At 70.7% G+C, this 23,121-nt stretch carries 25 protein-coding genes and 2 pseudogenes; 17 read left to right on the top strand and 10 right to left on the bottom strand.

Going from position 1 to position 23,121, the window contains the following annotated elements; translation table 11 throughout:
- Positions 1-2 precede the first annotated feature (2 nt).
- The gene (locus B5557_RS27695; protein ID WP_079662003.1) at positions 3-647 is read right to left on the bottom strand and encodes an ATP-binding protein; all 645 of its coding nucleotides are present in this window, start codon (positions 645-647) and stop codon (positions 3-5) included.
- Positions 648-861: 214 nt separating this feature from the next.
- On the opposite strand from B5557_RS27695, the gene B5557_RS27690 reads away from it, so the two are divergent.
- The 5 genes and pseudogenes from B5557_RS27690 to serS all read left to right on the top strand — a co-directional run bounded on the left by B5557_RS27690 (position 862) and on the right by serS (position 4,505).
- Positions 862-1,710: a helix-turn-helix domain-containing protein gene (locus B5557_RS27690; protein ID WP_079662002.1), complete on the top strand. Its 849-nt coding sequence runs from the start codon at positions 862-864 to the stop codon at positions 1,708-1,710.
- A complete protein-coding gene (locus B5557_RS27685; protein ID WP_079662001.1) occupies positions 1,707-1,919 on the top strand; it encodes a DUF397 domain-containing protein in 213 nt (70 codons plus the stop codon). Before B5557_RS27690 ends, B5557_RS27685 begins: the two co-directional genes overlap by 4 nt.
- 154 nt (positions 1,920-2,073) lie before the next feature.
- Positions 2,074-2,800 (top strand): annotated as a pseudogene (locus B5557_RS27680) (DUF6879 family protein).
- Positions 2,797-2,982, top strand: a pseudogene (locus B5557_RS27675) (helix-turn-helix domain-containing protein); the annotation flags it as partial. The pseudogenes B5557_RS27680 and B5557_RS27675, both read left to right, overlap by 4 nt.
- 230 nt (positions 2,983-3,212) lie before the next feature.
- Positions 3,213-4,505 (top strand): serine--tRNA ligase, encoded by a 1,293-nt coding sequence (gene serS, locus B5557_RS27670; protein WP_079662000.1) that lies wholly within the window; start codon positions 3,213-3,215, stop codon positions 4,503-4,505.
- Between the two features lie 81 nt (positions 4,506-4,586).
- On the opposite strand, the gene B5557_RS27665 is transcribed toward serS, so the two are convergent.
- The gene (locus B5557_RS27665; protein WP_079661999.1) at positions 4,587-4,955 is read right to left on the bottom strand and encodes a VOC family protein; all 369 of its coding nucleotides are present in this window, start codon (positions 4,953-4,955) and stop codon (positions 4,587-4,589) included.
- A 63-nt stretch (positions 4,956-5,018) separates the two neighbouring features.
- Here B5557_RS27665 and B5557_RS27660 point away from each other — a divergent pair, with 63 nt between their 5' ends.
- The 4 genes from B5557_RS27660 to B5557_RS27645 are packed head-to-tail and all read left to right on the top strand — an operon-like array spanning position 5,019 to position 6,410.
- Positions 5,019-5,477: a MarR family winged helix-turn-helix transcriptional regulator gene (locus B5557_RS27660; RefSeq protein ID WP_079661998.1), complete on the top strand. Its 459-nt coding sequence runs from the start codon at positions 5,019-5,021 to the stop codon at positions 5,475-5,477.
- A gap of 51 nt (positions 5,478-5,528) precedes the next feature.
- Entirely contained in the window at positions 5,529-5,792 is a 264-nt protein-coding gene (locus B5557_RS45770; RefSeq protein ID WP_079661997.1) for a DUF397 domain-containing protein, read from the top strand.
- Between the two features lie 37 nt (positions 5,793-5,829).
- Complete coding sequence (locus B5557_RS27650) at positions 5,830-6,126, top strand: DUF6247 family protein (RefSeq protein ID WP_231976051.1); 297 nt, start codon at positions 5,830-5,832, stop codon at positions 6,124-6,126.
- On the top strand, positions 6,123-6,410 hold the full coding sequence (locus B5557_RS27645) for a hypothetical protein (RefSeq protein WP_079661996.1): 288 nt from the start codon (positions 6,123-6,125) through the stop codon (positions 6,408-6,410). The genes B5557_RS27650 and B5557_RS27645 overlap by 4 nt, the downstream gene beginning before the upstream one ends.
- Before the next feature lie 110 nt (positions 6,411-6,520).
- Here B5557_RS27645 and B5557_RS27640 read toward each other — a convergent pair whose 3' ends face one another.
- Positions 6,521-7,366, bottom strand: a complete 846-nt coding sequence (locus B5557_RS27640; RefSeq protein ID WP_079661995.1) for a helix-turn-helix transcriptional regulator — start codon at positions 7,364-7,366, stop codon at positions 6,521-6,523.
- A 102-nt stretch (positions 7,367-7,468) separates the two neighbouring features.
- Between B5557_RS27640 and B5557_RS27635 the strand changes: the two genes are divergently transcribed.
- The gene (locus B5557_RS27635; RefSeq protein ID WP_079661994.1) at positions 7,469-8,194 is read left to right on the top strand and encodes an SDR family NAD(P)-dependent oxidoreductase; all 726 of its coding nucleotides are present in this window, start codon (positions 7,469-7,471) and stop codon (positions 8,192-8,194) included.
- Positions 8,195-8,290: 96 nt separating this feature from the next.
- Here B5557_RS27635 and B5557_RS27630 read toward each other — a convergent pair whose 3' ends face one another.
- The gene (locus B5557_RS27630; protein WP_079661993.1) at positions 8,291-8,641 is read right to left on the bottom strand and encodes a hypothetical protein; all 351 of its coding nucleotides are present in this window, start codon (positions 8,639-8,641) and stop codon (positions 8,291-8,293) included.
- A gap of 336 nt (positions 8,642-8,977) precedes the next feature.
- Here B5557_RS27630 and B5557_RS27625 point away from each other — a divergent pair, with 336 nt between their 5' ends.
- The 3 genes from B5557_RS27625 (at position 8,978) to B5557_RS27615 (ending at position 11,418) form a co-directional block, all read left to right on the top strand.
- A complete protein-coding gene (locus B5557_RS27625; RefSeq protein WP_079665030.1) occupies positions 8,978-9,616 on the top strand; it encodes an RNA polymerase sigma factor in 639 nt (212 codons plus the stop codon).
- Positions 9,613-10,782 (top strand): CU044_5270 family protein, encoded by a 1,170-nt coding sequence (locus B5557_RS27620; protein WP_079661992.1) that lies wholly within the window; start codon positions 9,613-9,615, stop codon positions 10,780-10,782. The genes B5557_RS27625 and B5557_RS27620 overlap by 4 nt, the downstream gene beginning before the upstream one ends.
- A 213-nt stretch (positions 10,783-10,995) precedes the next feature.
- Positions 10,996-11,418 carry a hypothetical protein gene (locus tag B5557_RS27615; RefSeq protein ID WP_079661991.1) on the top strand — a complete coding sequence of 141 codons (423 nt, stop codon included), beginning with the start codon at positions 10,996-10,998 and terminating at the stop codon, positions 11,416-11,418.
- Here the strand turns inward: B5557_RS27615 and B5557_RS45985 are convergent.
- Positions 11,415-12,788 carry an alpha/beta fold hydrolase gene (locus B5557_RS45985; RefSeq protein WP_079661990.1) on the bottom strand — a complete coding sequence of 458 codons (1,374 nt, stop codon included), beginning with the start codon at positions 12,786-12,788 and terminating at the stop codon, positions 11,415-11,417. The two genes, B5557_RS27615 and B5557_RS45985, sit on opposite strands and share 4 nt — an antisense overlap.
- Positions 12,789-12,953: 165 nt before the next feature.
- On the opposite strand from B5557_RS45985, the gene B5557_RS44525 reads away from it, so the two are divergent.
- Positions 12,954-13,295: a hypothetical protein gene (locus B5557_RS44525; protein WP_079661989.1), complete on the top strand. Its 342-nt coding sequence runs from the start codon at positions 12,954-12,956 to the stop codon at positions 13,293-13,295.
- A gap of 18 nt (positions 13,296-13,313) precedes the next feature.
- On the opposite strand, the gene B5557_RS27600 is transcribed toward B5557_RS44525, so the two are convergent.
- Positions 13,314-14,360: a GlxA family transcriptional regulator gene (locus B5557_RS27600; protein ID WP_079661988.1), complete on the bottom strand. Its 1,047-nt coding sequence runs from the start codon at positions 14,358-14,360 to the stop codon at positions 13,314-13,316.
- A gap of 116 nt (positions 14,361-14,476) precedes the next feature.
- Between B5557_RS27600 and B5557_RS27595 the strand changes: the two genes are divergently transcribed.
- Positions 14,477-14,926, top strand: coding sequence for a hypothetical protein (locus B5557_RS27595; protein ID WP_079661987.1), 450 nt, complete (start codon positions 14,477-14,479; stop codon positions 14,924-14,926).
- A gap of 103 nt (positions 14,927-15,029) precedes the next feature.
- Complete coding sequence (locus tag B5557_RS27590; RefSeq protein WP_079661986.1) at positions 15,030-16,496, top strand: alginate lyase family protein; 1,467 nt, start codon at positions 15,030-15,032, stop codon at positions 16,494-16,496.
- A gap of 42 nt (positions 16,497-16,538) precedes the next feature.
- On the opposite strand, the gene B5557_RS27585 is transcribed toward B5557_RS27590, so the two are convergent.
- Together B5557_RS27585 and B5557_RS27580 are read right to left on the bottom strand one after the other, a co-directional pair.
- A complete protein-coding gene (locus tag B5557_RS27585) occupies positions 16,539-18,074 on the bottom strand; it encodes an MFS transporter (RefSeq protein WP_079661985.1) in 1,536 nt (511 codons plus the stop codon).
- Positions 18,075-18,245: 171 nt separating this feature from the next.
- A complete protein-coding gene (locus B5557_RS27580; RefSeq protein ID WP_231976050.1) occupies positions 18,246-19,559 on the bottom strand; it encodes a DUF445 domain-containing protein in 1,314 nt (437 codons plus the stop codon).
- Positions 19,560-19,720: 161 nt separating this feature from the next.
- Between B5557_RS27580 and B5557_RS27575 the strand changes: the two genes are divergently transcribed.
- Positions 19,721-21,070, top strand: a complete 1,350-nt coding sequence (locus tag B5557_RS27575; RefSeq protein WP_079661983.1) for an SGNH/GDSL hydrolase family protein — start codon at positions 19,721-19,723, stop codon at positions 21,068-21,070.
- Positions 21,071-21,110: 40 nt separating this feature from the next.
- On the opposite strand, the gene B5557_RS27570 is transcribed toward B5557_RS27575, so the two are convergent.
- Together B5557_RS27570 and B5557_RS27565 are read right to left on the bottom strand one after the other, a co-directional pair.
- Positions 21,111-22,004 (bottom strand): DUF1707 SHOCT-like domain-containing protein, encoded by an 894-nt coding sequence (locus B5557_RS27570; protein WP_079661982.1) that lies wholly within the window; start codon positions 22,002-22,004, stop codon positions 21,111-21,113.
- Positions 22,005-22,013: 9 nt separating this feature from the next.
- Positions 22,014-23,102 (bottom strand): ABC transporter ATP-binding protein, encoded by a 1,089-nt coding sequence (locus B5557_RS27565; protein WP_079661981.1) that lies wholly within the window; start codon positions 23,100-23,102, stop codon positions 22,014-22,016.
- Positions 23,103-23,121: the final 19 nt, after the last annotated feature.

Below are 23,121 nucleotides of genomic sequence, written 5' to 3'. Positions count from 1 at the left end.
CATCACAGCGATTCGCCTACACCTTCGAGCTCAGCCTCGAAGCGCATCTGCGCTCGGTCTAGAGCCTCTTCCGCATCGTGACCATGTAGTCGGAGCCAGTGGAGGAGGTCAGCGATTGCATCTACCGCCACGGATTCCCTGACCGCCGCGCGAAGCCTGCTCGAGCCATGGATACCCCAGGGCGCTGCCACTTCGTACAGCTCAAACATCTTCTCGGCTCGTGCGATACGCGGATTCGGGGAGTGGCCGTTTGCCGGGGTCAGGCCAGTGGCCAGCTCACACCACGTCACCTTCTGGTCAGCGTGTAGTTGGACGCCCCAGCGGTCGGCAATGGCGTCCACAAGCGCCATGCCTCGCCCAGCCTCGGAGTTGGTGTTCGCGTCAAGGAGGGTGGGCAAGGCACGTGCATCGGGGTCGTGGACCTCAATGCGCAGGCGAACCCCGTTCATCGAAACCGCGAGCGTGGCTGGGGTTCCGGGGCCGACGTGCGTGATGACGTTGGAGACCAACTCGCTCATGCAGAGCTGAGCTTCGTCGATGACTTCCTGTAGCCCCCAGATGCCGAGATGCAGCCGCATGATCCGACGCAGGGCAGCCACTTCTCTCGGCTCGGCCGTGAAGGCAAGGTCCCACGGCTTGCGCGACATGCATGCTTCCTGACCCACGAAAACCCCTCTCGCCGTTGCGACACCCCATGGGCGACACAGCGTCACGGGCACTCACGATGAGTTGCGTTGCACTCAGAGTGAGGGTTGCAGATCCCTTCATGCAATGTGCACGGCGAGATTCCCACTTCCGAGTGATTGGCAAGCACACCCCTTGGCGTGAGACTGAACGCCCGCTATCTGAAACGGGGTTGATATGGCCGGATCACCTACGGCACGCCGTCGCCGCCTCTCGTACGAGCTGAAGAAGCTCCGTGAGCAGGCCACTCTCACCTGCGCCCAGGTCGGCGCGGCGCTGGACTGGAGCGGTTCCAAGGTCAATCGCATGGAGACGGGCAGCGGCCGGGTGCAGCCGTCGGACATCGACGCCCTCTGCCGGTTCTACGGCACCAGCGACGAACTGCGCGAGTTCCTCAAGTCGCTTGCCCGGCAGGCCAAGATGCGGGGCTGGTGGCAGGTCCACGGCTCAGGTGTGCCGGAATGGTTCAACATCTACATCGGTCTGGAACAGGAGGCCTCCACCTTCCGCCAGTACCAGTGCGAGCTGGTGCCCGGCCTCATGCAGACCCACGCCTACACGTCCGAGCTCCACAAGACCGGCGCGCACATGTCCGCCGAAGACATCGACAGGGCCGTACAAGTACGCATGGAGCGTCAGGCCCTCCTGAAAGGGCCCGACGCCCCCGAAGCCTGGTTCATCGTGAACGAAGGCGCTCTGCGCAATGTCATAGGGGACCGAGCACTGATGCGCGAACAGATCGAACGCGTCCTGGACACTGCCCAGTTGCCCACCGTGACCCTTCAGGTCCTCCCCTTCGACTCCGGCACCTATCCGGCCACGGGCTCATTCACCATGCTGGGCTTTCCTGCGCAGGAGGATCCCGACATCGTCTATCGGGACGGCATCACCGATGCCGTCTACCTGGAAGGCGAGCATCATGTTCGTGAGTACACCCGAGCGTTCGACGGCCTGCGGGCCGCTGCCCTGAGCCCTCAGCGTTCGGCCCACCTGATCGAAACAGTCCTGAAGGAATACGCAAGGTGAGCATTGCAGAGCCCAGCGAGACCAGCCGTCCGACGTGGTTCACGTCGTCGTACAGCAACGGTGCGGGAGGGGAGTGCGTCGAGTGCGCGCTGATGGATGGCGGGGCTCTGGTTCGCGACTCGAAGAGGGTGGGAAGAGCTGAGCTCGCTGTGCGAAGCGGGGCCTGGTTCTCGTTCATAAGTGCCGTGAAGCGTGGCACCACGGGCTGACGGCACCCGAGGGATCCCTCGTCGCCTGCTCGCCGGAGTTGCTTGCGCGCAATTGCAGGCCAGCATTCAGTAGGCGCAATCTGCCGCAATTCTCGAGCGAGCCCGAGACGACACACTCATCCTGGATCTCCCACCACCGCAGACGGAGGGCCACGTGACGCTCAGGTTCATCGGCACAACCAGCGACGACGGTGACTGCCCCACCCTGTACGACATCGAGGGAACTGACGAGATCCTTGTCCAGGGCGAGCGGGAGACCGACCCGGAGCACCTGGTCCAATTGCGGGACGTGAAGGAGTCGGAGACCTTCGTTCGCGTCCCGCGCAGCCTGCTGACCCGCTACGCGCCCAGGAGCGACGCCTCCGAACTCCAGCCGTTCGCCTCCGTCTCCGGTCTCTTCCGGGACTTCAAGCACACCGCTTGGCGGCTGGAGACGCGCCGGGGCTACGCCTCCGACCGCAACAGTCCCAAGCGCGGGAGAGGACATCTCTCGCGACCCGGACAACGCCTGGCGGGAGAACGTCCGCACCCAGACAGCTCAGGGCAAGCGGTTCGAGCGCGTACGCCTGGTCGACGAACCCCCGACCCAAGGACAGGAGTTTCTTCTGGCGAGCGCGCCAGGCAACGTCGCCGCGGGCGAGGACATCCGCAATCTGACCCGCGCCCGGGCTCAGGAACTTCGGTTGACCGACTACGACTTCTGGCTCTTCGACGCGAAGATCCTCGCCCGCTTCGCGTTCGACGACGAGGACACCACCCTGGGCGTGTACGTCACCGAAGACCCCGCCGAAGTCCTGGCCGCCTGCCAGGCCAGGGACGCCGCCTGGCACCATGCCGTCCGTACCCAAGAGTTCGCCGGGCGGGTACGTTCGCCCATGTGAGCACGGACTACCAGACCGCCAGAGAGGCCCTCGGCGCGAGGCTGCGCGAGCTGCGCGCCGAGGCCGGTCTCGAAGGCAGGGTTCTTGCCGCCAAGCTCGGTTGTCAGCCCTCCAAAGTCTCCCGGCTCCGGAACGGCATGCAGACCCCGACCACAGCCGATCTGACCGCGTGGGCGCTGGCCCCCAGCTCTCGTACAGCGCCCGGAGACCGCTCGACGCAGTCAAGTACCTCGTCGACGGGCTCAACTCGTAGATCAACAACGGCATCCGGCGGGTGCCGGGGGCACGGCAGTGCCGGGGCGAAAGGATTCCGAAGCGCACGGCAGCCCCGCGAAATTGGGGATCGGGGCAGGTGCCGCAGTTGCTACCTTCGACGCGATCGGCCACTCGTCGGAGAAAGAAGAAGCCCCTCATGCATGATGCCCGCGCCCTTCTCGACATGGGTGCCGAAGCGGTTCGTCGGCTCGCTCGACGCGGATACTCGCTGGACCTGTCCGCGCTGGAGAGTCTTCAGGCGCAGCGAATCCGGAACATCCGCTCGGCCGACGAGTTGAGGGCAGAGTCCAAGCGCGTGGCCGGCGAGGTTCAGCAGGCTGCGAAGCTGGGCGGGGACATCTCCAAGCTGAAGGAACGCGCCCGCGAGATCAAGGATCAGGTCCGCGAGATCGAGGCCGATCAGGAACGGGTGCAGGAGGCGCTCCGCACGCTGCTTCTCACCATCCCGAACCTCCCCGACGACAGGGCGCCCGATGGTGACTCCGAGGAGTTCGCGGTCGAGGTCCGCCGGGTCGGTGCCCCGCCGTCGTTCTCGTTCGCCCCGAAGGACCATGTCGATCTCGGCGAGGCCACCGGAATCCTCGACTTCGCTCGGGCCACAAAGCTGTCGGGCCCCCGCTTCGCCGTCTCACGAGGAGCCGGAGCCGCCCTTGAGCGGGCGCTCACCACGCTCTTCCTCGACCTCCACACCCGTCGGCACGACTACGTCGAGCACTCGGTGCCGTTCCTGGTCACGCGCAAGACGATGACGGGCACGGGCCAGCTGCCGAAGTTCGAGGAAGACCTGTTCAAGACCGGCGTCACCGACCGTGAACTGTTCCTGATCCCCACGGCCGAGGTCCCGCTGACCAACCTCTACGCCGACGAGATCATTCCGCCCTCCGAGCTGCCGATCGCGATCACCGCACAGACTCCGTGCTTCCGCTCGGAGGCCGGCTCGTACGGCCGCGACACCCGGGGTCTGATTCGTCAACACCAGTTCACCAAGGTGGAGATGGTGCGGATCTGTGATCCCGAGGAGGCGGACGCCGAGTTGGAGAAGATGCTCGGCCACGCCGAAGCCTGTCTGAAGGAGCTGGGCCTGGCCTACCGCGTGGTCACCCTCGCCGCAGGTGACACGGGCTTCTCCGCCCAGCTCACCTACGACCTGGAGGTCTGGTTCCCCAGCCAGAGCACCTACCGCGAGATTTCGTCGGTCTCGAACTTCGGCACCTTCCAAGGGCGGCGCGCGAACATCCGCACCCGTGGTGCAGACGGAAAGCCGAAGCTGGTCGCCACACTCAACGGCTCGGGTCTCCCGGTCGGCCGCACCTTGGCCGCACTGCTCGAACAGGGCCAGCAAGAGGACGGCTCGATCGTCCTGCCGGAATCACTCGTCCCGTACCTCGGCTTCCGCCGTATCTCGGCGGACGGAACACCGGAGGCATAGTGCTCGTCGGCGTCTGCGACTTTCCCGGTAGCTACGCTTTCCCCCAGGGGGAACGGTGACCCGGCGGTGGCGTTTCGCTGATCAGGCGCGGTCGTGGAGCGTGACCTGGTAGCCGTCGGGGTCGGCGAAGGTGAATGTCCGGCCGAAGGGGCCGTCGATCGGTGCGGAGACGATGGTGTGACCGTCGGCGACGAGAGCGTCGTGGATGGCCTGGACGTCGGTGGCGTGGAGCCAGATCGCGGCGCCGATGCCGGGCTGGGCGACGGATGCGAGGTCGGTGCCGGGAATGACGTCGCGGAGTGCGAACGCGATCGGCTTGGTCTCGAAGACGACGGCGTGCGGAGGCCCGGCCGGCGAGCGGACGAGGCCGAGGTACTGCTCGTAGAACGCCTGCGACGCGTCGAGGTCGCGCGCTTGGAGCGAGATGAAGTCGGGGCCGGTGGCGGGCATGGTGATACTCCTTCTCTTCGTGTCAGATTCCTGACACAGGCCAACGTATGTCAGAATACTGACATGAGTCAAAGCGGTGACGGCGTCGACCTGGACAAATCACTGGGCTACCTGCTGAAAGAGGCTTCGAGCGCCCTGCGCGCAGCCATGGAGGAGGTGCTGCGGCCACTCGGGATGAGCGTGACGCACTACTCCTGCCTCGAGCTGCTGGCGCAACGGCCGGGGTTGTCGAACTCCGAGCTCGCGCGTGGCGCGTTCGTGACACGGCAGTCGATGAACGTGCTGCTCCAGACCCTGGAGCGAGAGGGCTACGTGACCAGGCCTGCGGAGGCGCCCGTCGGGAAGGTTCTTCCCGCGCGGCTCACGCCTCGCGGCCGACGGAGCCTGGAGAAGGCGACCGTAGCGGTCCGGTCCGTCGAGGTCAGAATGCTGGCCGGCCTGACCGAGACCGAGCAGTCGGGCGCGTTCCGGATCCTGCAGAGCATGATTCAGTCCCTGCGCGACGGCAACGACGGCGCATGACTCGTTCCTCGGCGCACGTCCCGCCGCGCCCGGACATGAGTGCAGCTGAGCATGAAATCTGTACAGGCGACCTCGAGAACTCACAGCCCCCGGCTACACCCTCATTCTGCGACGTCGTACAGCAGCGGGGCGGGAGGGAAATGCGTCGAGTGCGGGCTCATGGAGCATGGCACACTCATGCGTGATTCCAAGTTGTCGGAAGGGCCGGTGGTCACCGTGGGCACCAGAGCGTGGTGCTCCTTCGTGGCGGCGGCCTTGGCGAAGGGACATCAGGCCCCGCCCAGAGAGGATGCATCCTGGCTGCCGGATCTGTAGAACACTGCCCCCAGGACAGAGGATCAAGGAGCAGATCGTGAGCGCACACCACGAGGAGACGCCCGTTCCTGCGCCGTTGACCTTGAGGACCATCGGCGACATTCGAGCCGCTCTGCGGTCCGGGCACGGCTTCCCCGGGGACCGGGAGTCCTTCGAGGCGGATCTACAGCACGCACTGGAAACGGCGACGGAGACGGACCTGAACGCGGTCGCTGCGGTGATCGTCGACTACCGGGGCAGAATCCGCCTCTATCAGGACCCTGAATTCGACATCGCAGTGCAGGAGGGCATCGACCTCGCGGCCCGCCTGAAGCGGGAGGACCAGGACCAGTGAGCGGCGTCGTCGCGGCCGTGACGGTCAGGGCAGCCGAGCGAGCGAAAGCCCTCGGAGCCGAGCACGCCCTCGAAGTACTGCGGCAGGAACTGGAGCTGATGCCGCGGCTCGGCGTGATGCTCGGGCCTTCCCGGACAGACGGCACGGAGGTCCGCAAGACACGGATCGAGCCCCGAGGCGATCTGCCAGGGTTGGCCGTGGCGTATGTCTACACCCCGTCTCCACCACCTCCGACGGTCGCGATCGTCGCAGTGACCCCAGACGACGGAGCTCCCGCCGAGTAGCTCTGTACCTGTCAGTGGGTCCGCACGACGTGCTGCTGACGCAGGCCGCTGAGAAGCGGCACGAGTCCGAGCCCTTGCAGGACTACCGAAACACGTTCCGGTACGGGTGTTCATAGTGGTCGCCGTTCCTCAGCGAGCGGCTGGGGTCCCAGTACCGCGAGGAGTTCGAGGCGTTGCGCGTCCTCCGTGGCCGGTTCGGCTGTGTAGATCATGATGCGGAGGTCGCTGCCGGCGACGGAGAGGACGTCGCAGTCCAGGGTGAGCGGGCCCACCTGGGGGTGGTCGATGGTTTTGCGGGAGGCCTGGTGGTGGCCTACGGCACCCGAGGTCCACAGGTCGGCGAAGCGGGGGCTGTTTGCTCGTAGGTCCGCGATCAGGGTGCGCAGGCGCTGGTCCGCCGGGTAGCGGGTCTGTGCTGTGCGCAGGTCGGCGACCACCGCGGACTCCATTGCCTCGCGGGCCTGTGGGGTGTGGCGGATGCGGTCGCCCGAGCCCAGGAAGGCGCGCCAGGCGCCGTTGCGTTCGCGGCCGTGGCGTTCGCCCATGAGGGCCGTGTAGAGGGGGTTGGCGAGGAGGAGCGTCCAGGCCGCGTCGGAGACCGCCACCGGGGTTCCGGTCAGGCGGTCGAGCATGCGGTGCACGCTCGGTGCGATGTACGCCGGAACCGTGCCCCGGCCCGGCGGTACGAGCCCAGCGGCGTGGAAGAGGTGTTCGCGTTCGGTCGGGGACACCCGCAGCGCCCGTCCGAGGGCTTCGACGACCTGCTCCGAGGGGTTCGCGGCCCGGCCCTGTTCCAGGCGGGTCACGTAGTCGACCGAGATGCCCGCCAGCATCGCCAGTTCCTCGCGGCGCAGGCCGGGGGCGCGCCGGTGGCCGCCCGAGGGCAGTCCCGCCGCGGCCGGGGAGACGCGGTCCCGCCATCGTCGTATCGTCCGCCCGAAGTCCGTGGTCGCCATGTCACCACTGTGCACCGCCCGGCCGGGGTCGTCCTGGTACCGGCAGTCCCAGGAAGACGGGGCTCCTGGCTGATGCCCCGCCCTCCGACGCAGCCTGGGGTCATGACTACGACGACCACCACCACAACGACACTGATCACCGGGGCCAACAAGGGGCTCGGGTTCGAGACCGCTCGGCGGCTCGTCGCCGCGGGACACATCGTCTACGTCGGCAGCCGTGTCGCCGAGCGTGGGCGGCGGGCCGCCGAGCGGCTGGGGGCGCGATGGGTGCGGCTGGACGTCACCGACGACGTCTCCGTCGAGGCCGCGGCCAAGACGATCGAGGCGGACGGCGGACTGGACGTGCTGATCAACAACGCGGGCATCGAGAGCCGGGGCGTCGGCAACAGCGTGATCGGTGCGGCGGAAGTGACCGCCGAGCACATGCGGGAGGTGTTCGAGACGAACGTCTTCGGCATGGTGCGCGTCACGCACGCCTTCCTGCCGCTGCTGCTGCGCTCGCCCGCGCCGGTGGTCGTCAACGTCGGCAGCGGTCTGGGCTCCCTGACGCGGGTCGCGGACGCGAGTACGCCGGCGTACGGCTATCCGGGCGTCGCCTACCCGGCCTCGAAGGCGACGGTCAACATGATCACCGTGCAGTTCGCGAAGGCGTTCCCGGCGATGCGGATCAACGTGGTGGAGCCCGGGTTCACGAAGACCGACCTCAACGGGAACACCGGCGTCCAGAGCGTCGAGGAGGGCGCGGAGATCATCGTCCGGATGGCGCAGGTGGGCTCCGATGGTCCGACCGGCGGGTACTTCGACGCGGCGGGGCCGCTTCCCTGGTAGGACCGGTACGGCCCGGTGCGGCCCGGCCCGGCCCGGTGGGCGAAGGCCGGGCCCCGTCGGGCCGCGGCCTTCGCCGTGCGGTGGCTACCGGTGGTGTCAGGGGGCGCAGACGACGTAGATCGTGCCGCTGCCCGCCCTGCCGTTCGACCTCTGCTGCACGTTGCCCTTCCAGCCGACGGGCTTGCCGGAGGAGTTGCGCGTGGGCTCCGTACGAGCGACGTACATGCCGGCGACGATGTCGGCTCCGACGCCGCCGCCCGTCGCCGTCCAGCCGGACGGGCAGGAGATCGTGGTTTCGCCGCCGGTGAAGTACTTCGACTTGACGACGGGCGTGGCGACCGCGGCGTCCGCCGAGGACGAGGAGAACGAGTCGAACGCGACCAGGGAGAGCAGGACCGAGGTGACCGCGGCCAGGGCGTAGACGGTCCGTCGGACAGCAGCGCTCATGTATTTCCTCCGGTGAGTGGAGAGTGACGGGTGACACGGGAATGCGCGCGCCATCCCGGGTCACGTCACCAGATCACCAGCGCCGCGCACGCGACACGCAGTCATCTCCGCAGATGATCACAACTCGCCGGAAGGTGATCGGTCGACGTCGTGGAGTGGATGGTTCCGTCATGTCTGCCGACGCTGTCGCCGGGTGTACGTTCGGTCCGCGCGGCGGCGCGCCTGCCCGCGCTGTGCCGGGCGCGGGAGGCGTCGGGTGTGATCGACGCCACGGGAACTGCCTCCCCGGCCCGGAGAGGTAGATGTGTGAGGTCCAACGATGACGACGACGGGCGTTTGCGCGGGCGCGTGCGGGGCGGGGAGCGTGAGGCGTTCTCCGAGCTGTACGAGCTGTATGCCACGGCCGTCTACCACCATGCCCTGCGGCTGACCGGTGACTGGTCGGTCGCCGAGGAGGTCATGTCGGAGACGTTTCTCGCCGCTTGGCGGGGGCGCGGGGACGTGGAGGCCGAAGGGGGTTCGTTGCGGCCCTGGTTGTTCGGGATCGCCACCAACAAGGCACGCAACGCCGACCGGAGTCTTCGACGGCGGCTCGCCTTTCTCGCGCGGCGGTCCGAGGCCGCGGCCGGAGCAGGTGAGGCTGTCGACGACTTCGCCGAGGACGTCGTCGGACGGGTCGACGACGCCCGTCGGCTCGCCGAAGTGCGGCGGGTGCTGGGGCGGCTCAGGCGGCACGAGCGGGAGGTCATCGCCCTGTGCGTGTGGGGCGGGCTCGACTACGCGCAGGCCGCCGAGGCTCTCGGGGTGCCCGTGGGGACCGTCCGGTCGCGGCTGTCGCGGGCGCGGGCCCGGCTTCGGGAGATCGTCGAGCGGGAGGCGCGTTCGGGGCGGGGTACGGAACCCCGTACCCGTCGCGGAGAGGTAGGGAGTGAGACCGCGTTCGCGGTCCTGCCCATTCAGGAGGAAGCCCGATGAACTCCACTCCGGAGGAACTCGACGAACTCGGGGAACTGGCGCGGCTGTTGCCGACCGGTCCCGTCGAGCGGGGGCTGCCGTCCGGGCGTCACTCCCACCACAAGGACGTTCTGATGCAGGTCATCGACCACGACCACGACCACCACCATGACCATGACCATGACCGTGACCTCGCGCGCGAACGTGACCGTGACCGCGGCCGTCGGGACGCGACGGACGGCGTGCGCTCTCTGCCGCGGCCCCGACGGTGGTCGCGGCCCGCGCTCGTCGCCGGGGCCGTCGCCGTGGCACTGGCGGCCGGGCTCACCGTCGGGATCGGCGCGGGGCAGCACGAGGGGGGTGGTGGCACGGCGGCTCGGCCCGGCGCCGGCCGAACGGGCGGCGCGGACAGCGGCGGTGGTCACAGCGCCGGCGTGACCCTCGACCGTATCGCTGCCGTCGCCATGCGGACCGACGTCGAAGCGGTGGGCGAGGACCAGTTCGTGTACGTGCGGAGCAGGACGGCCGGGAACGAAGGCGTCTTCGAGGGACCCGTCAAGCTGGGGAAGCTGCACGAGCGGCAGGTGTGGTTCTCGCAGCGGGCGGGGTCCACGATCGACGTCGGGCTGATCCGCGAGGACGGGCAGGACTGGCCGATCGAGGTGGGCGTGCCGGACGGCACCGATCCGAAGGACGCCGGCTACCCCGCCGGGATCGAACGGCCCACCTACGCCTGGCTCGCCTCCCTGCCCACCGATCCCGGCGCGCTGCTGAAGCTGCTCTACAAGGAGACGCCGCGGGACGAGACCCGTAAGGACCGGGGTCAGGCCGTCTTCAACCAGATCGGCGACCTTCTCAGGGAGCAGATCATGCCCTCCGCCAACGCCGCCGCCTTCTACCGGGCCACCGCCCGCATTCCCGGCGTGACCGAGCTGCCCGACGCCGTCGACGCGGCGGGACGGCACGGGATCGCGATCGCCCGTGAGGACACGGCGGACGGGACCCGCACGGAGTGGATCTTCGATCGCGCGACCCTCGACTACCTCGGCGAACGCACCGTCTTCAGCCGGGACACCGAGCGGGCCGAGGCGGGGACGGTCCTGTTCACCAGCGCGGTGCTGGACCGCGCCGTCGTCGACAAGCGCGGCCAGGTCCCCGGCGACCGCCGCCGGGCCGGGCGGAGTTAGGCCGAGGGGGGTAGCCCGAGGGGGGGAGCCCGAGGGGGGCGGGGCTTGTGGCGCGATCTCGAAGGAAGCACCGCACGTCCGGCGGAGCGCCTAGCAGGGGCGTTGTGTGCGCGTCAACCTCTGTTGTTCAGGGTGGTCGCGCCGCGCTCCCGCGGCCGAGACTTCAGCCATCGACCACAGGAGCCTCAGGGCTTTCAAGGGGGACAGAAGACGATGCGCATGAACAAGAAGGTCGCGGCCACGTTCTCGGCGTTGGCGATGACCACAGGGCTGCTGGCCATGTCCGGAGCCGCCACCACCGCCAGCGCCGCGGACGGCTGCAACACCAACACGGTGTCCGGGACCGCCCGCTCGGCGACCGGGGCCAGGGGCCAGCTCTTCGAGCTGAGGTACAACGGCTCCGGGACCAACACCTGTGCCTGGGGCCGTGTCACCAACGGCTCTCCCGGCATGCACGTCTGGGTGGACCGCAGCAGCGACGGCGGCCGCACCTGGGAGCCGCAGCTGGGCTGGCGGGAGATCGCCGCCGGCACCAGCGTTCACACCGAAGCCTGGCGTGACTCGAACGGCAAGCTGATGCGGGCCTGCGGCGACTCCGGCTACAACACGGCGATCACCTGCACCGGCTGGTACTAGGCAGGGCCTGTGCGCCTCGCCGCAGCCGCGGCAGCCGCAGCCGCAGCCGCAGCCGCGCGGACTCGCCTCGTGCGGCCGTGCTCGGCCAGGAAGGCGAGGGCGGGGGCCGGGACGCCCGGGGTCTGCGTGAGTCTGCGTTGCAGCCAGTCGGAGGCGGTGAGCAGGGCCCCGGCCGTCGCCTGGTTCCAGGAGGGGTTGGCGGTGACGGTGTGGAGGACGGTCCACTCCTGGAGGCGGGCGGTGAGGAAGGGGTCGTCCCGTACGACCTCGGCCAGCGGATCCGTCCAGGTCTGCCAGGTCGCGTCGTCGCAGCGGTGGAGCGTCGCCGCCCTGCGGTCCAGGTGCCGGAGCACCGCCGCGCGGGCCATCTGGCGGTCCGGGTCGGTGAGGATGCGACGGACCAAGGTCGCCTCCTCAGCGGGCGGGATCCGGTCGAGGGCGCGCAGGTACTCGGCGAACCTCGCGTGTTCCGGGGGTTCGGCGGGTTCGGGTTCGGGTTCGGGTTCGGGTTCAGGGAGTTCGGGGACAGCGCCCAGGAAGGTCGTCACCGCCTCGTGCAGGGCCTGCGGGCGGTCCAGGTGGACGTCGTGGGAGGCGTCCGGGATCACCGTGATGTGGGTGTCGGCGGGGCGGCGGGTCTGCATCCGGCGTTGTTCCTCGGCCGGCATCGCGCCGTTCTCGCCCCGGACCACCAGGGTGGGGCAGGTCACCCGGGACCACTCCTCCCAGTAATCCCGCGCGGCGAGTTCCGTCACCGCCGCGACCATCGTGTCGCGGTCGACGCGGGCGTACCCGCCCCCGCCCGTCCCGCTGCCGCCGGTCCCGCTGCCGCCCGTTCCGCTGCCGTCCAGTCGCCAGTCCAGGCCTCTCGCCCAGGCCTCGTGGCCGAGGAAGGCGACGGCCTGTTCGAAGGTCGGGAACGGTGTCGGCCAGCTGTCCAGCCAGCTCCCTATCTGCTCGGGCAGTTCCGGGTCGCCGCCCGCCGGGCCCGCCTCCACCAGGATCAGGGAGCTGACGCGGGACGGGTGCGCTGCCGCCGTCAGCAGGGCCGTCAGGCCGCCCAGGGACTGGCCGAGGAGGATCGCCGGGGGGAGGTCGAGCCCGTCCAGGAGCGCTACGGCGTCCCGTACCGCGGCCGCTCTCGTCATGTCGGCCGGGGTGCGGGTGCTCGCGCCGTGGCCTCGGGCGTCGTATCTCACCACGCGGTGGCCGTCGGCGAGGAGACGGGCGGTCAGGTCGTCCCATTCGCCCAGGTGGCCCGCCAGTCCGTGCAGGAGCAGGACCGGGGGCGCCGTCGCGGGGGGGGGAGGGGTCTCGTCGCGGTACGAGAGGTGGATTCCGTCGGGTGTGGTGAGGGTGGCGGGCGTCACGTCGGGGGTCCGTCCTGGGGTGGGTTTCTGGCGCGGCTGGCTTGGTCTCCTGTGCGGCCCCTCCTGTGTATCCCCTCCTGTATATCCCCTCCTGTATAGCCCGGAGGTCGGCTCGACGGGCCCGCCGGTTAGCCTCGGGGCGACGGAAATGGGAGGCAGGCGGACATGGCGAAGACGGCGAAGACGGCCAAGACGGCCAAGATCCCCAGTGCGGCGATCGCCGCGGGTGGGCTGGTCGGCGGGTTCGGTGTGGCCCGGTGGACGAAGAAGCGGCAGCTCGGCGGGGTCGTCCTCGCCGCCGCGGGGGCCGCGGCCGCGCAGCAGTGGCGGCGGCAGGCCGGCGGGAAGGCCGCGGGCGCGTTGACGGCGGCGTACGTGGCCGCTTTCGCGGGGTCGCATCCGCTGGCGAAGAAGGTGGGCGCCTGGCCGTCGGTGTTCGGGGTGGCGGGCGCGGTCGCGCACGCGTCGTGGGCGGTGGCGGACCGGCACGCTCAGGGCCTGTCCTAAGCGCGGCAGCGGCCGGCTTCAGGAGGAGTGCGACGGGTACGGAGGGGTCGGACCCGGACCCGCGGACATCGCCGCCTCCGCCGCCCGCCCCGCCCTGCCCCCGGCCGCAGCCCCCGTCCTCGACCGGAACGCCCGCCGATAGCCCTGCGGGCTCGTGCCCACCACGCTCCGGAAGCGTTCCCGGAACGCCGTCGGGGAGCCGAACCCCGCCTGGGCGGCGATCCGTTCGACCGGGTACGCCGTCGACTCCAGCAGGTACTGCGCGTGCCGCACCCGCGCCCGGTGCAGCCAGCGCAGCGGTGTCGTGCCGGTCTGTTCGCGGAAGCGGCGGTTGAGGGTGCGGGTGCTCAGGCCGGCCTGCCCGGCGATCCGGTCCAGCGTCAGATCGCTGCCGCAGTTGTCCTCCAGCCAGGTCAGCAGGGGTTCGAGGGTCGCCCCGGCGGGCGCGGGCGCCAGATCCTGGACGATGAACTGGGCCTGGCCGCCCTCCCGTTCGAGGGGCATGACCGACATCCGGGCCGCCTGCGCGGCGATCGCCGAGCCGTAGTCGTGGCGGATCATGTGCAGGCACATGTCCAGTGCCGCCGCCGCGCCCGCCGAGGTGAGGAACTGGCCGTTGTCGACGTAGAGGACGTTCGGGTCGACCGTCACCTTCGGGTGGCGCTCGGCGAGGTCCCGCGCCGCGCACCAGTGCGTCGTCACGCGCAGCCCGTCGAGCAGGCCCGTCGCGGCGAACAGGAACGCCCCGACGCAGACCGAGGCGATCCGCGTGCCGTTCGCCGCCGCGTCCCGCAGCGCCTCCGCGACGCCGTCCGGCAGCACCTCCGGCGGGTCGTCCACTCCGGGCAGGATGATCGTGTCCGCCTCGGCCAGCGCCTGGAGCCCGTACGGCGCGCGCACCGTGAACGCCCCCGCGCTCACCTCCCCCGAGGCGGACGGCGAACAGACCCGCACCCGGTACGCCTCCCGCCCGTCGGGCAGCCGCGCCCAGCCGAAGGTGTCGATCGGGGCGGACAGATCGAACGGAATGACCCCGTCCAGGGCCAGTACGGCGACGGTATGCATGGCAAAACCGTACCCATACGACGGATTACCGCCACCCCCGGGTCCTGGCGGAAACCCGTTGCCCTCTGGCATTTCCGCCACTTCCGCAAGATCCTCGCGCTGCTTAGCGTCGGGCCGTGACCAAGTTCCTCCTCGCTGTCCATGTCCTCGCCGCGATCGTCGCGATCGGGCCCGTCACCGTCGCCGCCAGCATGTTCCCGCCCGCCGCCCGCCGCGCCCTGGCCGCGCCGGACGACGCGCGGGCGAGCGAGACCGTGCGGCTGCTGCACCGCATCTGCCAGGTGTACGCGGCCGTCGGCATCGCCGTCCCCGTCTTCGGGTTCGCGACGGCGAGCGCGATGGGGGTGATGGGCGATGCCTGGCTCATCGTGTCGATGGTGCTGACCGTGCTGGCCGCGGGTGTGCTGCTGGTCCTCGTCCTGCCCCGGCAGGAGGTGCTCGTCGAGGGGCAGGGCGCGCGGGAGACGACCGTCCAACTCGCCATGTTCACCGGGGTGTTCAACCTGCTGTGGGCCACGGTGACGGTCTTGATGATCGTCCGGCCGGGGTCGACGACCGGAGCGTAGGCCGGGCGAAGGCGGCCCGGTTTTCGTTATCGGCCCCGCCCCCGTCCGTCTCCCGCGCATGCACCTGACTCGACCTCGACAGATCAGCGTCAGCCGCCGGAGCATGCTGAAGGCCGCGGGTGTGGCCGCCGGTGCGACCGCCATCGGTGTCACCGCGGCACCGCCTGCGTCCGCGGCGGGCTACGGGCACCCCGGCCTGCTGCACACCGGCGCCGACCTGGCGCGCATGGCCGCGAAGGTGAAGGCCGGCGCCGCGCCCTACACGGCCGGGTACGCCAGGCTCACCGCCAACCGGCATGCGCAGAGCGGCTGGACGGCCAACCCGCAGGCGACCGTGTACCGGGGCGCGGGCTCGCCGCAGAACTACACGGTCCTCTACAACGACATCCACGCCGCCTACCAGAACGGTCTGCGTTTCCACGTCGGCGGGGACAGCGCGTACGCCGACACGGCCGTCGCGATCCTCAACGCCTGGTCGGCGAAGCTGACGTCGCTGCAGGGCTCCGCGGACCGGTTTCTCGCGGCCGGGCTGTACGGCTACCAGTTCGCCAACGCGGCCGAACTCGTCCGCGACCACGACGGATTCGAACTCGAACGCTTCCAGAAGATGCTGACCACCGTCTTCTCCCCGCTCAGCGAGGACTTCCTGACCCACCACAACGGTGCCGTCATCACCAACTACTGGCCCAACTGGGACCTCACAGCCATGGCCTGCGTCCTGGCCACCGGCATCTTCTGCGACGACCGCGCCCAGGTGGAGCGGGCCGTCGAGTACTTCAAGAGCGGCGCGGGGCTCGGCGCCGTCAGGAACGCGATCCCCGTCGTGCACGACGACGGCCTCGCCGAGTGGCTGGAGGCCGGCCGCGACCAGGGGCACGCGCTGCTCGGCGTCGGCCTGATGGGCACGTTCTGCGAGATGGCCTGGAACCAGGGCATCGACCTCTACGGCTACGACGACAGCCGCTTCCTCAAGGGCGCCCAGTACGTGGCCAAGTGGAGCCTCGGCGGCGACGTCGCCTACACCGCCAACACCCGCAGGAAGGGGGCGATCGGGGGCTGGTCCGGCAAGGAGACCGCCTCGGACGCGGCGGGCGTCGACCCGGCGATGACCCGGCCGATCTGGGCGATGATCGCCAACCACTACACCAAGCGCCGGGGACTGTCCGCCCCCTACCTCACCCGGATCGCCGCCAAGGCCGCGCCCGAGGGCGGCGGCGGGGACTACGGCCCCAACAGCGGCGGCTACGACCAACTCGGCTTCGGCACCCTGGCGTTCACCCGGGACAGATCGACGACGAACGCCGCGGACACCCCGGCGTCGAGCGGCGCCTCGGCCGCCCCGTCCGCACCCGGGTCCGCCCGCTCCGCATCCGGGTCCGCCCCGTCCGCGTCCGGGTCCCCTTCGCCGACCCCGGCCAACGCGGCGTCCGCCGCCGGAGGGCACGGCGACCTCGCCGCCACCGGCTCCACCGACGTCGTCGCCTGGACCGCCACCACCGGCCTCACCGCCCTGGCCGGCGGCCTCCTGCTGCTGCGCCGCCGCGGCCGCACCCGGGGCGGGACGGAGTAGAGAACCCTCCCGGGTCGAGGAACCGGACGGACCACGGGCTGCTCAAGCTGTGGCCTTCCGCGGCTGCGGGCCGGACGGTCCCGGGCCGCCCGGTGTCGTCGGCTTCGCCGCCTTGCGGGCCTTGGTCGCCGCCGCGGTCAGGGGGCGGGCGATGTCCTCCAGGGAGCGGCGTTCGGCGTTCACCGCCAGGAACGCCGCCACCAGTCCCGCCGCGCACATCAGGGTCGCGCCGATACAGAAGGCCAGGACGGTGTCGCCGACCCTGCCCGTGCTGGTGAGGTCGGCGAACAGCAGGGGGCCGCTGATGCCGCCGGCGGCGGTGCCGAGGGCGTAGAAGAAGGCGATGGACATCGCGCGGGTCTCCATCGGGAAGACCTCGGAGACCGTGAGGTAGGCGCTGGAGGCGCCGGCCGACGCGAAGAACAGCACCGCGCACCAGCAGGCCGTCATCGTGGTCGCGGTCAGCGAGCCCCGGTCGAACAGCCAGGCCGTGGCGAACAGCAGCAGGCCGGAGAGAAGGTACGTCGACGCGATCATCACCCTGCGGCCGACCGTGTCGAACAGCCTGCCCAGCAGCAGCGGGCCGCAGAAGTTGCCGATCGCGATGACGGCGAAGTAGTAGCCCGTGTTGCCGCTCGGCACGTCGAAGAACGTCGTCAGGATCGCGCCGAAGCCGAAGGTGATCGCGTTGTAGAGGAAGGCCTGGCCGATGAAGAGGGCGAAGCCGAGGATCGAGCGGCGCCGGTAGTCGGAGAACACCGTGCGGCCGATCTCGACGAAGGAGACGCTGCGGCGCTGATGGATCGTGAGCTCGCCCTCCGGGCGGGCCAGGGGAGCCTCCCGTTCGGCCTCGACGCGCCGTTCGATCGACGTCACGATCTCCTCCGCCTCCCGGTCCCGACCGTGGATCAGCAACCAGCGCGGGCTCTCCGGGACGTGCCGTCGTACGAGGAGGATCACCAGGGCGAGGACGGCGCCCAGCGCGAACGTCAGCCGCCAGCCCACGTCCGCCGCGAAGACGTCCGTGTTCAGCGCGACGATCGACAGCAGCGAACCGGCGACCGCGCCCAGCCAGAAGCTGCCGTTGATGATCAGGTCCACGCGCCCGCGGTACTGCGCCGGGATCAGCTCGTCGATCGCGGAGTTGATGGCCGCGTACTCGCCGCCGATGCCGAAGCCGGTGAGGAAGCGGAAGAGCAGGAACCACCAGGTGTCGAAGGAGACGGCGGTCAGGGCAGTGGCGGCCAGATAGACCGCCAGGGTGATCATGAACAGGTTCTTGCGGCCCCACTTGTCGGTCAGCCGGCCCCAGAAGAGGGCGCCGGCGCAGGCGCCCGCCACGTACAGCGCGGCCGCGATGCCGGTGACCTGGCCGGAGGTGATCGGCAGGCCGCTGCCGGGCTCCGACAGCCGGCCGGCGATGTTCCCGACGACCGTGACCTCCAGGCCGTCCAGGATCCACACGGTGCCCAGTCCGATGACGATCGTCCAGTGCCAGCGCGACCAGGGCAGGCGGTCGAGGCGGGCGGGGATGTCGGTGGTGACGGTACGGCCGGTTGCGGCCTGCGCGGTGGTCATGGGCTCCCTCCCCATCGAGCGAACCTCGGCCGGGTTCCCGCCACCAGCGCTGTTACGCCACCGGAGGTGTCACGCCCGCAGTCGCTTCATGCCCCCAGTCGTGTCATGGCCTCAGCCGTGTCGCACCCGCAGCCGTGTCATGCCCCCGGTCGTGTCACACCCCCGGCCGTGTCATGCCCCCAGCCCCCGCGCCACCGCGTAGATGACCAGTCCGGCCAGCGAGCCCACCACTGTGCCGTTGATCCGGATGAACTGCAGGTCGCGGCCGATGTTGGCCTCGATCTTGCGGGTCGTGTGCTCCGGGTCCCAGCTCGCGACCGTGTCGGTGATCAGGGAGGTGATCTCGCGCCGGTACGTCGTCACGACGTGCACCGCCGCGCCCTCGACCCAGTTGTCGACCTTGTCCTGGACCTTGCGTTCGGTGGCCATCCGCGCGCCCAGGGACAGCAGCGAGGCCCGTACGCGCAGGCGCAGCTCGCTGCGCTCGTCCTCCGCCGCCGCGACGATCATGGAGCGGACCGCGCTCCAGGCGGACGCGATCAGGTCCTGGACCTCGCCGCGGCCCAGCACCTCGCCCTTGAGCCGCTCCACCCGCGCCCGGGTGTCCGTGTCGGACTGCAGGTCGGAGGCGAAGTCGCTGAGGAAGCGGTCGAGGGCGCCGCGCGCCGGGTGGGTCGGCATGTCCCGCATCTCCGCGCAGAAACGCAGCAGTTCCTTGTAGACGCGTTCGCCGACCTTCTTGTCGACGAATCGCGGGGTCCAGCCCGGCGCCCCGCCCTGCACGGCGTCCATCACCGAGTCGGCGTGCAGCACCAGCCAGTCGTGCGCCCGGGTCACCACCAGGTCGACGGCCCGCCGGTGGCCGCCGTCCGCGACGACCTTCTCCAGCATCTTCCCGATGCCCGGCGCGATCTCCTGGGCGTCCGCCCGGCGCGTGATCGCCTCCCCCACCACCGCCTGCACGTCCGAGTCGCGCAGCACGGTCAGCGCGCCCCGCAGCGCGGTCGCCAGCTCGGCCGTCACCCGGTCGGCGTGCTCGGGCTCCGCGAGCCAGGAGCCCAGCCGGGTGCCGATGCCGACCGCGCGCAGCCGCTGCCGTACGACGTCCTCGGAGAGGAAGTTCTCGCCGACGAACTCGCCCAGCGAGACGCCCAGCTGGTCCTTCTTGTTCGGGATGATCGCGGTGTGCGGGATGGGCAGGCCCAGCGGGTGCCGGAAGAGGGCGGTGACCGCGAACCAGTCGGCGAGCGCGCCCACCATGCCCGCCTCCGCGGCCGCCGCCACATAACCCGCCCAGGCGCCCGCGCCCCGGTGGGCGGCCCACTCGGCGAGGACGTAGACCACGGCCACGAACAGCAGCAGCCCGGCCGCGGTGAGCTTCATCCGGCGCACGCCGCGCCGGCGCTCCTCGTCCGCCGGAGTGAAGGAGGTCATGGCGCGATAGGACGTGGTCCCGTCCGGCGCCGCCGCTTCGCTACGTTCCATTTGCTCCACCCGTTCGGTGATCCCGCACACATTGTCCCTTCCTGACCGACTCCCGGAACGGAACAGGAGTTCCCGGCGTCTGTAAGGCGGGAGGTCAAGGGTGAGCTCCTGCCCCCGTTCCGGAGCCTTCCGCTCCCCTCGCCCAGGAGAACCGAGCCCGCATGACCAGGCGTCACGGTGGTGTGCTGCTGTCCGCGATCACCGCCCTGATCGTGGCCCTGTCCGCCGCCATATACGTCGGAGCCGCCGCCGGACACGGCCCCGGCCCGCGCCGGGCCGCCGTCACCTCCGTCACCGACGGCCGCCTCGCCGCACCCCCCGGCGCCCACGACGCGGCCCCTGTCTCGACGGGCGTCTGGGTCGGCGCCTGGGCCGCCGCCCCGGCCGGCGCCGAACCCGGCACCGAGTCCGACGGCATGGCGGGCCGCACGGTCCGCAACGTCGTGCACACCGGCGTCGGCGGGACGAGTGCCCGTGTCACCCTGTCCAACCTCTACGGCACCGGCCCCCTCATCGTCACCCACGCCACCCTCGCCGTCGCCGCCGACGACGACAGCGCCGCCGCGGACCCCGACACCCTGCGCCGGCTCACCTTCGGCGGTGCCACGACCGTCGTCGTCCCGGCGGGCGGGCAGACCGTCAGCGACGCCGTCACCGTTGCCGTCCCGTCCGACGCCGACGTCCTGGTCAGCACCTACTCCCCCACCTCCGCCGGCCCGGTCACCTTCCACCCGCGCGCCCGGCAGACCAGCTACGTCGCCGAGGGCGAGTCCGCCGAGGACGTCACCGGCGCCGCGTTCACCGACACGAGCCCGTACTGGCGCTATCTGACCGCGCTGGACGTGCTCAGCGACGAGGCCGACGGCACCGTCGTCGCCCTCGGCGACTCCATCACCGACGGCGTCACCTCCACCGCGGGCGCCAACCGCCGCTGGCCCGACGTCCTCGCCGACCGGCTGCGCACGGCCGGGACCTCCCGTGGCGACACGCCCCGCTACGGCGTCGTCAACGCGGGCATCAGCGGCAACCGGGTCCTCGCCGACGACCCCCGCCGCGGCGCGAGCGGCCTGAACCGCTTCGACCGGGACGTCCTCGGGGTGACGAACGTGAAGGCCGTCGTCATCGACCTCGGCATCAACGACATCCTGCGCGGCAAGCAGCCCGCCGACCCGCGGAGCATCGTGGACGGCCTGCGCACCCTCACCGACCGCGCCCACGCGCACGGCGTCAAGGTCGTCGGCGCCACCCTCACCCCGTTCCGCGGCCACCGCGGCTACACCGCCGCCCGCGAGGACGTACGGCAGCGCGTCAACGCGGCGATCCGGGCGGGCGGGGTGTTCGACGAGGTCGTCGACTTCGACAAGGCGCTGCGCGACCCCTACGACCCGCGCAGCCTGCGCGCCGAATACGACTCCGGCGACCATCTGCACCCCAGCGACCGGGGCTACCGCAAGCTGGCGCAGACCGTCGGCCTGCCGAAGCTGGCGGGCTCGACGCCGGCGGCACTCTAGGGCCTGTCCGGCGCAACCGTGGGACGCACGGGGGCGGTTCTCAGTAGTCGCCGTAGCGGCGCCTGTCCCGCTCCTCCCGGCGTTCCCGGTGCCGCTCGCGCCGCTCCTCGTGCCGCTCCCGGTGCTCCTCGCGGCGGTCACGCATCAGGTCCCGGTGACCTTCCAGCATCCGCCGGTGGGCCTCGTGGACGTCGTCCCGGAAGCCGGTGTGCAGCTCGCGCATCGCCGCCTTGCGGTCCAGCTTCTCCTGCCGGCGCGCGGCCTTCGTCTTCTTGCGCTCGACGCCGACCCCGCCCCAGAACGCGAACCCGGTGACGACCACCCGCGGCGCGCCCGGATCCCCCGCCACGCCCGTCGCCCCGTCGTCGAAGCCGCCCATCACACCGATCCCGCGGACGACGACCTCGACGCCCGGCGGCACGATGATCTGCACCCCGCCCATGATCGCCACACAGTTGATCACGACCTCGCCGGCGGCGAAGTCCGCCTCGCGCAGGTCGATCTCCCCGCCGCCCCAGAAGGCGAAGCAGTCGAACCGCCGCGGGACCGTCCAGCGGCCCCGGCGCTGGAAGCCCGACATCACGGCCACGGCCCACGTCGACGAGCCCTCGCCGCCCACGATCCGCCCGGCCCAACTGCCGTCCGCCGGCGGCTCCTTGCTCAGCGACACGACCGGCGGGGGCGTGACCCCGGCGACCGGCAGATCCCGGGTGATCGGCGCCAACTCCCCGTACGTGCGCGCCTTGTACGTCTGGTCGAGCCGCTCCTCGAACTCCGTCATGTCGAGCCGGCCCTCCGCGACGGCCTCCCGCAGGACCTCGGCGACGCGCTCACGATCGGCGTCGGAGGCGCGGAGTTCGGCGGGACCCGGGACTGCGTCGGGGAGACCCGGGACTCCTTCGGGAGAACCGGGGACTGCGTCGTCGTCGGTCATATCAGCAGCCTACGAGGTACCGGCCCCGGGCACTACGGTCTCCTGTCCCACCGCGCGTCCCGCCGCCCGCTCGCCCTCGCGCTCACGCTCCCGCTCGCCCTCGCGCTCGGCGTACATCTTCGCGATCACGGCCTCGATGTCGGGCTCCCGCACCGACAGGTCCACCAGCGGATACTCCGCCGCGATCCGCGCGACCAGCGGAGCCGCCGACTGCGCCGCCGGGAACGCCAGCCACTGGCGCGGACCGTCCACCTTCACCACCCGCGCCGCCTCCCCCACCTCGATCGGCGGCAGCTCCCGCTCCAGGTCCACCACCAGCGTCCGCTCGCTCTCGCCCGCCTCGTGCAGCCCCGCCAGCGCACCGTCGTAGACCAGCCGGCCGTGGTCGATGACCATCACCCGGGAGCACAGCTGCTCGATGTCCTGGAGGTCGTGCGTGGTGAGCAGCACCGTCGTGCCGCGCTCGGTGTTCAACTCCCGCAGGAACTCCCGCACCCGCGCCTTGGAGACCACGTCCAGGCCGATCGTCGGCTCGTCGAGATACAGCACCTCGGGATCGTGCAGCAGCGCCGCCGCGATGTCGCCGCGCATCCGCTGCCCGAGCGAGAGCTGACGCACCGGCACGTCCAACAGGGCGGACAGGTCGAGGAGTTCGACCAGCCGGTCGAGGTTCTCGCGGTAACGGCCGTCCGGGATGCGGTACATGCGGTGCATCAGCCGGTAGGAGTCGATGAGCGGCAGGTCCCACCACAGGGTCGTGCGCTGCCCGAACACCACCCCTATCCGGTGCGCCAGCCGGGTCCGCTCACGGGACGGGTCGATGCCCGCGACCCGCAGCCGGCCGCCGCTCGGCATGAGGATCCCCGTCAGCATCTTGATCGTCGTCGACTTCCCGGCGCCGTTCGGCCCGATGTAGCCGACCATCTCGCCGCGCGCCACGGTGAAGGAGATCGCGTCGACCGCCCGCACCCGGCGCACCTCCCGCCTGAGGAACCCGGTCTTCTTACGCACGTCGAAGACCTTCTCGACGCCGTCCAGTTCGATGAAGCGCCCGTCCGTCTCGCCGGTCCCGCCGGTCCCGCTCGTCTCGTCCGTCATGCCTGTCCTGCCCGCCATG

The organism is Streptomyces sp. 3214.6, from assembly GCF_900129855.1.
Taxonomy (GTDB): Bacteria; Actinomycetota; Actinomycetes; order Streptomycetales; family Streptomycetaceae; genus Streptomyces; species Streptomyces soliscabiei.
This window is presented reverse-complemented; position numbering and strand designations above follow the sequence as displayed.